Genomic DNA, 9,234 nt, shown 5'->3' with positions numbered 1-9,234 from the left:
CCGAACATATGACCGCACCGTCATCCCTTGTTCAACCAGAGAAAGATCTTGCAGCCCGGGCCGTTCCACATATGAGTCAGAGCCAATATTGCAGGCCGAATGACAGCGTGAAGTCGCCGCTGATCGAGCGGAGCCAGCGACGGCCCGGGTCGTGGTCATGCTGGCCCGACGCTCCGCGCACCAGGCACGATTCAAGCTTTTCGACCGCTAGCTGAGAATTGGTGAGCTGCGATACACCTTCTTCCTATGCAATGTCGAGCCGTATCGGGACGAGCCGTCGCTGATGCTGAGTCGGAATGGCTGAGCACTAACGCAACGCTCGATGCGTTGTGTGGTCGAGCGGCGCGACTCGCACTTTTCGGTTAGGTGAAAAACGAGCAGAGCTCGCGCGAGGGAGATACATCCCTCGCGCGAGCTCCACGTGCGCTGCCATGCAAACTTAACGGGCACGTCTTGAGGCTGCATGAATTCCGCAGTGGCCCGCGGCCCGCCGAGTGGCACGCGGACTACCGAGATCACCGCAAGGACCGCCACGCACCCCGCTCAGTTCAGTCTTGGACGTGAAGGTCCCCCGTGGGCGCGCTGCTAACGTGTGGTAAATTGCGCGCTTACGGCCCCGTTAGACCCCTCGGGTCGCGACAGCTTCGCAACTCTGTTGGTGTTTCCTGGATAAATCCTGAGCGCGGCGATAATGCCGAGCAAAGCTGCAAACATCAACCAGAAACCCGGCGAAGCCTTGTCGTCGGTCCGATCGATCAGCCAAGTCGATGCCAGCGGCGTAAAGGTACCAAAGAGAGCTGCGGCGAGTGCGAAGGCTAAAGAAAAGCAGGTTGTGCGAACGTGCTTCGGCACGATTTCGACCAAAGCGCCCAACATGGCGCCGCTGTAGGTGCCAAAATAGAACGAGAACATCATCTCCACTGCCACCATCTTGCCAAAGCTTGGGTCGGTCACAAGCCAGGACAACGCCGGATATACAGTCACCAAGGCAAGGCCGGCAATGGTCAGCAAGACCGGCTTCCGACCGATTCTATCAGAGATCGCGCCGCCAATTGGGTTCCAGATGAAGTTCGTGACGGCGACCAAAAGCGTCACCAAGAGCGTGTTCTGCGAGGACAGCTGCAATACGTGCTTGCCGAACGTAGGCGTGTACACTGTGACGAAATAGAAGGTCGTGGTCGTCAGCATTGCGATCATCATGCCAAGAATGACAATGCGCCAGTTCGCAACTGTGGAGGCAAAGACCTCGCGGGCCGTTGGGTGGGTCTTCATGACCAGAAACTCCGGAGTTTCCTCCAGCGTCCGGCGCAGGAAGAAGATAAGCGGAACGATCAAGCAGCCAAGGAAGAATGGGATCCGCCAGCCCCAGGCGGCAACCATTTCGGCCGGAAGTGCTTCGCTCAAAAAATATCCGATAAGAGCCGCGACAAAGATCGCAACCTGCTGGCTCGAAGACTGAAACGATGTGTAAAAGCCGCGGTTACCCGGGGTGGCAATCTCGGAGAGGTAGACGGAAACGCCGCCAACCTCAACGCCCGCAGAAAAGCCCTGCAACAGCCGTCCGAACAGCACGATCGCGGGTGCGGCAATGCCGATCGTTGCATAGCCGGGACAAAAGGCGATGATGACGGTGCCAATAGCCATAATCGAAAGCGTGATGATCAGGCCTTGCCGACGGCCAATCTGGTCAATATAGGCTCCAAGCACAATCGCGCCAACAGGTCGCATCAACGCCCCCAGCCAGAACACACCGAAGGTGTTAAGCAGTGAAGCGGTTTCGCTTCCTGATGGAAAGAACGCGTTTCCGATGGCACTGGCGTAGAACCCGAACAAGAAGAAGTCGAACTGCTCGAGGAAGTTGCCGCTCGTCGCACGTAAGATGGCGCCAATGCGCTGTTTGGCCTTTGACGCTTGCGCGATGGACGCTGGTGACATGGCGAGTTTCCTCTCGGTTTGAAATGGCCGGTTCTGGAGAAAATCTCACGCCAGCCGAGTGCAGTTCATGGCCGCGAATCTGCCATAAGGGCACTATCGACCAACCCGTAAGCGCCTGACGTTTCCGGCATATTTTCGGCAATTGCCGCAAACTCGCACAGTTTTTCGGGCGTTATTCCGCTCGCGTCGTTAGGAGTGACTCTCAACCTATTGAAACCTCGGGCAATTCTCGGTGGAAAGGCTGTTGTCTGTGGCGTGGCCGAATTCCTCATTGAGCGCACCGACATGCAATGAAAAGCAAGGACGAGATGCATGGGATAGAGCGGCAGGGAAGAGCTGCCGTGAGATGTCTGCTAGAACAGCTCGCGAGCCTGCGATTGGAGCCGAGGTGCGTTAGCATCTCACCCGATGTCCAGCGATTTGGCCTCGAGTTGCTCAAGTTAACCTGAGGTTTACGGAAAAGATTTGGTGAGCGTGCTGGTGATCGAGCCCGTCCGATAGCGCCGATCGCCATGCTCGGGCAAGTGCCACGTTGTCCTTCGAAGCGAGGCGCGCCTCGTACTTCGAGGGGCGCTGCGGTCCTAATGCGGTCCAAAACCCGCGCTGAGGGGGAGGATCACAGCGGGCCTCCTCAGCGATAATGGGCTTAATCGAACAGCTTCATCCGGCTTCCACGTCGTATTAGAAACCTGGATGTTTGTCACGAATTATGACCAGGTCCAAGCAATCGGAATGTCGTGATAAGCCCTGCGCGACTGCTTGCTTGCCGGAGGCAAGGCCACGCCAGCCTCGCAACCTGATTGGCCGTAAATTTTGCACATGAGGCTCGCCTCCGTAAGCGAGGGCTATGAACCGCCGCGAAACCATGCGGTGGCATCGGGCCAGGAGCTGGGCGGCACATCGTAATTCGATCTGACCGAGGCTTGTGCGCATTCGGAATCTGACCACGATGTCCAGGTCGCATCACCTTGCCTTACTCGACAGTTACCGATTTCGCGAGATTTCGGGGTTGGTCGACGTCCGTGCCCATCAGGATGGCCGTGTGGTAGGCCAGAAGCTGCACCGGAATCGCATAAACAATGGACGTGAACGTCGTATCCATCTCCGGCATCACAATCGTCGCGAGTGAATCCATGGATACCTCTGCGGCTCCCCGAGCGTCCGTTATCAAGATAATCTTGCCGCCGCGTGCGGCGACCTCCTGCATGTTCGAGATGGTCTTTTCGAACACCCGGTCGCAGGGAGCAATGACGATTACGGGAACGCTCTCGTCGATCAAGGCGATCGGGCCGTGCTTGAGCTCTCCGGCCGCATAGCCCTCGGCGTGAATATAGGAGATCTCCTTCAGCTTCAGTGCCCCCTCCAGGGCCAATGGAAACGACGTGCCGCGACCAAGATATAGCACGTCACGCGATTTGGCGATGTCGCGTGCGAGCTTCTCGATCTGCGGCTCGCTGGCAAGCGCCGCGGTAACAAGCCGTGGGATTTCGATCAGCGCTCGCACGAGATCGACCTCGTCGCTATCCGGCAATTCACCGCGCGCCTTGCCAGCAGCGACCGCAAGCGCCGCAAGGACGACCAGCTGGCATGTGAACGCCTTGGTCGAGGCAACGCCGATCTCAGGTCCGGCAAGCGTCTGCAACACTGTCCCGCTTTCGCGCGCAATGGTCGAACTCAGTACGTTCACGACAGAGAGGGTATGCAGGCCTTGCGATTTGGCATAGCGGAGCGCGGCCAGCGTATCGGCCGTCTCGCCGGACTGCGAGATGAAGATAGCAAGATCTCCCTTGCGCATCGGCGCCTCACGATACCGAAATTCGGAGGCGACATCGAGCTCGACCGGAATACGAGCCAGCCGCTCGAACCAGTACTTGCCGACATGGCCGGCGTAGCCTGCCGTACCGCAAGCCGTGATCGAGATATGTCCGATCTCGTTGAAGTCGAACGGAAGCTCCTGCGGCAGTGCCACGCTCTCGGTGGCGATATCGACGTAACGCGCCAGCGTCTGCCCGATCACCTCTGGCTGTTCGTGGATTTCCTTCGCCATGAAGTGGCGGTAGTTTGCTTTGTCGACGAGAACCGACGACGCGCCAGATTTCATCACCTCCCGGCGGACAACTGTGCCTTGTGCGTCGTAGACCACGCTGACGTTGCGGTTGAGCACAGCCCAATCGCCGTCCTCAAGGTAGGTGATCAAGCCGGTAAGGGGCGCGAGCGCGATAGCATCCGATCCGAGATACATTTCGCCTTCTCCATGTCCGATCGCGAGTGGTGAGCCCTTGCGCGCACCGATCATGAGGTCGTGTTGACCCTTGAACAGGATTGCAAGCGCAAACGCGCCGATTAGCCGCGGCAGCGACGCTTTTACTGCCTCCTGCGGCGAGCAGCCATCTTTCAGATAAAAGTCGATGAGATGCGTCACCACCTCGGTGTCTGTTTCAGAGGCGAAACAGGCGCCATGCTGTTTTAGCTCCGCTCGCAGCTCGCGGAAGTTCTCAATTATGCCGTTATGGACGACTGCAACATTGTCCGTTGCATGGGGATGAGCATTGTGCTCCGTCGGCTTGCCGTGAGTAGCCCAGCGCGTGTGCCCAATCCCGACATGGCCTGAGAGCGGATGGCAGCGAACGCGTGTCTCAAGGTTCCTCAGCTTGCCCTCGGCGCGTCGAAGCTCGATATGGTTTCCTTTGAGCGTTCCGATGCCCGCTGAGTCATAGCCACGATATTCCAGTCGCTTCAGTGAATCGATCAGACGATCCGCGACCGGACCGCGCCCCAAGATGCCGACAATTCCGCACATTTAGTCAGTTTACCTCAAGTTCAAAACAGAGCGTCCCGCAAGGCGCGCCTGACCAATTCGCTCGCTTTAGTTATCCGCCAGTCTAGCCGTGCCTGCCCTCCATCGGGCACGCGGCACCCGGAGGCGCTCGAACTCCAAGAAAACGTGGAGCCCTGTCGAACTCGCCGGGAGATCCTAAAGCAACTGTCTGGCAATCGCACAATGAGCGCCGTCAGCAGTTAGCAGCTGCATGAGGCTCTCGTTTTGTCCGATGTACCCGATACGGCCAAGAAGGCCCGGTAGGTCTGGCGCATTCCATCTACAAGCCATGTCCTCGCGCGCCAGCCGAGGCTTGCGAGACGGCTGACGTCGAGCAGCTTGCGCGGAGTGCCATCGGGGCGCGACGTGTCGAAGGCAATCTCGCCGCTGTAGCCAACGACCTCGGCGACGACACGGGCGAACTCGGCGATGGTGATGTCCTCGCCTGTGCCGATATTGATCAGCTCCGGTCCCGAATAGCTCTTCATCAGGTGCACGCAGGCATCCGCCATGTCGTCAACATAAAGGAACTCGCGCCGTGGCGTGCCGGTGCCCCACACGGCGACACTCTTTGCGCCCGCGACCTTCGCCTCGTGGAAGCGGCGGATCAGCGCGGCAACGACATGGCTCAATTCGGGATGATAATTGTCGCCGGGGCCGTAGAGATTGGTGGGCATCACGCTGATGAAGTCGCTGCCATGCTGGCTGCGATAGGCTTCCGCCATCTTGATGCCGGCGATCTTGGCGATCGCATAGGGCTCGTTGGTCGGCTCCAGCGGGCCTGATAGCACCGAGACCTCGCGCAGCGGCTGTGGCGCTAGCTTCGGATAGATGCAGGACGAGCCCAAAAACATCAGCTTTTCGGCGCCGTTTTGATGCGCGGCCTGGATCACGTTCGCAGCAATCGTGATGTTGTCGTAGATGAACTCGGCCCGCAGCGTGTCGTTGGCGACGATGCCGCCGACTTTTGCGGCGGCGAGGAAGATCACCTGCGGGCGCGTTTTCGCGAACCATTCGAACACGGCCGTCTGGTTGCAGAGATCGACCTCGCGCCGGTCGACGGTGACGAGCTGCACGTCCTCCCGCGCGAGCCGGCGCGCAATCGCGCTGCCGACCATACCGCGATGGCCGGCGACGTAGACGCTTTTGCCCTTCAGCTCAAATGGTGCGCTTGCCATGGGCCGCCTCCCGTTTTGCTTCCGCCAGATCGCTTGCCATCATCTCCTCGACGAGCTGGGCGAACGTGTGCTTCGGCTTCCAGCCGAGCACGTGATGCGCCTTGCTGGCGTCGCCGACGAGGAGATCGACCTCGGTGGGGCGGAAATAGGTCGGATCGATCTTCACCACCGTCTTGCCGCTCGTCTCATCGACGCCGGTCTCCTCGACCCCTGCTCCACGCCATGCAATGCGGCGGCCGAGCTGGGCGAACGATAGCTCGACCATCTCGCGCACCGAGTGCATCTCGCCGGTGGCGAGCACGAAATCGTCGGGCTTGTCGGCTTGCAGGATCTTGTGCATGCCCTCGACGTAATCGCGCGCGTGGCCCCAGTCGCGCTTGGCTTCGAGATTGCCGAGATAGAGCGTCTCCTCCAGCCCGACCTCGATACGGGCGACAGCGCGCGTGATCTTGCGGGTCACAAATGTCTCGCCGCGGATCGGGCTCTCGTGGTTGAACAGGATGCCGTTGCTGGCGAACATGCCATAGGCTTCGCGGTAGTTCACCGTGATCCAGTAGCCGTAGAGTTTTGCCACGCCGTAGGGCGAGCGCGGATAGAACGGCGTGGTCTCCTTCTGCGGGATCTCCCGGACGAGGCCGTAGAGCTCGGAGGTCGAGGCCTGGTAGAACCGCGTCTCCTTCACCATGCCGAGGATGCGAATCGCTTCCAGCAGCCGCAGCACGCCGATCCCATCGGCATTGGCGGTGTATTCGGGACTCTCGAAGCTGACCGCGACGTGGCTTTGGGCGGCCAGATTGTAGATCTCGGTCGGCCGGATCTGCTGCACCAGCTGGATCAGATTGGTCGAGTCCGTCATGTCGCCGTAGTGCATCAGGAACGGCACGTCCCCGAGATGCGGGTCCTGGTAGAGATGGTCGACCCGCGCAGTGTTGAACGAGGACGAGCGCCGCTTGATGCCGTGCACGACATAGCCGAGCGACAGCAGATATTCGGCCAGATAGGCGCCGTCCTGTCCAGTCACGCCGGTGATTAGAGCGACCCGCCGTTTGCTCTCTTGGTTTGACAAATCGTTGCTCTCGCAGGCTAATGTCGGTCCCCGATCGACGACGTCAATCGCGTCTGGCCTCTTCGAAATGCGGAAGCGTCACGCTCTCGAACGGCCGAGTTCTGGATTCTGTATAGGCATTGCATCAAGCGCTCAACTGTACGGAGGTAACCTTCCACATCGAAAGGGTTTTGAAGGACTATACGAAAGTTTGTAGTCCGGAAGATTCCGTTCGGCCTTCGTCAGGCGTTTCTCGGCGTGGGCGCGACCAATGAAATTGCGGCGCGGATGGGAGGTAAGCAGACCCGTTTGGCCGAGAAGCGTTCCACAGTCCGTTCGTGGTCAACTCGCACGTTGAGCCAGCGAGTTTCCCTCATTTCGTGTCCTTGCCTAAGAGTTTTCCAATCTTGCTGTTCATCCAGTGCAACCGCGAGCAAGCCGGCCAAACAAAGCATTGAAATTCGTTCTCTGTCGCGCAGTACTTATCATCGTCGATCATTTCTGGACAATCAAGTTGGTGATCTGGCAAGCAAAAGTGAAGGCGCGCATACTGCCTCCGTGCTGTTTGAGTTCACAGAAAAACGCTGGATGAATGAGGCCAGTGCTATATGGGACCTCAAGGGGGTTATCGCGACGATTAGTGTGCCCTGCGCCCCCGAAGGGCGAATTCAGTAGCGAAAGGCATCTGGCGGTTCATTGCTCGCGAGTGGCCAAGGAATCAACAACAATGGTGCGTTTAGCGGGCGGACGATATGGCTCACAAGGTCAGTGCTCGGTTCGGTGACCATTCCGCCGGGGGGTGTTTTCCGCGCTCGCAAGCATGTCTTCGGGCCGGCCGTAGTATGACCAGGCAAAGCCCGCTTGTGGGTGAATTAAGCCGCCTCGAGCACGTGCCGCTGCCATTGAAACTGGCGGTTTGCTGGTCCCGAGCGCCCCTTCTCTTGTCGGCAAAGTCCGGTTCTTGAGCAAGCATTCTGCGGATAGCAGCCTGAGCTGACGGATCAACTGCGTTCTACCTCAACTATCACACTTGATTTGCAGCCCCTCGGCAGAAGGAAGTCGGATGAGCTGCTCGTCGAGAGTGGAGAGGTCGAGCCGGGTCATTAAACCAAGTGCCCCCGCTCGAATGCGCCGAAAGCAGCGTAAGCTTTAGAGGCGGGTCTCGAAATGAATCGCCGGATTATCGGGTTCGAACGCGGTGTTTCCCTCAATCATGGTGCCGAGATCAATCTTCAGTCCCTCGCGGGTATAAACTTCCACATCATCTCTTCCAAGGCGCTCACATGAGCTTCTCCATAATCGCTCGTCAGGTCCTGATGGGCCTCATTGCCGGATCGGCGTTCGGCTCTTGGGCAATCGTCAGGCCTGCACCTCGAGCAGATCCAGCTCGCGGATCTATCGGCAGCTCTCTTGACTCCCGCGATGACCGCTGCCCATGCCTAGCACTTGCGCGGACTCGTCTCGGATTACTGTTGTTCATCTAGTCTACTTTCGTTCAACGAGGCTGCGTCCGTCCGACCATGGCATGACGTGCATTCGGGAATGGTGATAAGCGCACCACGATGACAGCTTTTGGCGAGGCCCCGTCACAACGGGGTCGCCGCACATATACGCGGCTCCCGGATCGCCATTCTTGAAACCAACAATGGCCCGGCATTGGCCCTCACAGTGATCGACGAGCAAGACCCTGTTGGATCCATCGGGTCCTCTCACATGACCGCTCCGGGATACCGCATCGATCTCGCGGCGGCTGGTTTGGAACTCAGTGCCCGCAAACGTATTTCGTAGCCTCCAAGGCTGGATTGGTCCTTCTTACATGTGGGCGATCTTGTCTTCATGGGGCCGACGATTGCGTGGACAGGACAGAAGGTGCGTTCTTCGGCTGAGCGCGATCCTCAGCCGCTTTGGCAGAAGACCTCTCATCGCAAGCGGTCGGCCTGCTCCGCTGGAAGCGGCCGAACATTGGTGCTCCCTAGCTGTGCACTCTACAATCCGACGCTACGTATGATTCAATCCCCCTCCGAGCTTATCGCGTGAATATGTCGAACCCGTATTCGTTTGCCAGGAGCCAGCCGCAAGACGAGCAGGGCGGGAGGCGCTTCACCAAGGCAGTTGGCTTTGGGTATCAATCGTAAGCGCTTAGCCGGAACCCTTGCTTCGGGATCGGTATAGCTGTGCGAAAGAAGCCTCCGGCTTGGACGGAGGTTTCGGATGGGATTGGACAGCAAAAAGGACGTCCATTTGGACGGCTCAACGAG

At 58.8% G+C, this 9,234-nt stretch carries 4 protein-coding genes; all 4 read right to left on the bottom strand.

The window, feature by feature from the left end:
• Positions 1 to 585: 585 nt before the first annotated feature.
• The 4 genes from IVB32_RS20645 to gmd all read right to left on the bottom strand — a co-directional run bounded on the left by IVB32_RS20645 (position 586) and on the right by gmd (position 6,997).
• Positions 586 to 1,935, bottom strand: a complete 1,350-nt coding sequence (locus IVB32_RS20645; protein WP_018455486.1) for an MFS transporter — start codon at positions 1,933 to 1,935, stop codon at positions 586 to 588.
• 973 nt (positions 1,936 to 2,908) lie between these two features.
• Complete coding sequence (gene glmS / locus IVB32_RS20640) at positions 2,909 to 4,735, bottom strand: glutamine--fructose-6-phosphate transaminase (isomerizing) (protein WP_247411254.1); 1,827 nt, start codon at positions 4,733 to 4,735, stop codon at positions 2,909 to 2,911.
• Positions 4,736 to 4,953: 218 nt separating this feature from the next.
• Positions 4,954 to 5,931 (bottom strand): GDP-L-fucose synthase, encoded by a 978-nt coding sequence (locus IVB32_RS20635; RefSeq protein ID WP_276576778.1) that lies wholly within the window; start codon positions 5,929 to 5,931, stop codon positions 4,954 to 4,956.
• On the bottom strand, positions 5,912 to 6,997 hold the full coding sequence (gene gmd, locus IVB32_RS20630) for a GDP-mannose 4,6-dehydratase (protein WP_247411252.1): 1,086 nt from the start codon (positions 6,995 to 6,997) through the stop codon (positions 5,912 to 5,914). Before gmd ends, IVB32_RS20635 begins: the two co-directional genes overlap by 20 nt.
• Positions 6,998 to 9,234 lie beyond the last annotated feature (2,237 nt).

The sequence above is a fragment of the Bradyrhizobium sp. 23 genome (assembly GCF_023073295.1).
In the GTDB taxonomy this organism is placed as follows: Bacteria; Pseudomonadota; Alphaproteobacteria; order Rhizobiales; family Xanthobacteraceae; genus Bradyrhizobium; species Bradyrhizobium canariense_D.
Note: the sequence above shows the minus strand (reverse complement) of the source record. Positions and strands in the feature narration are given on the sequence as shown.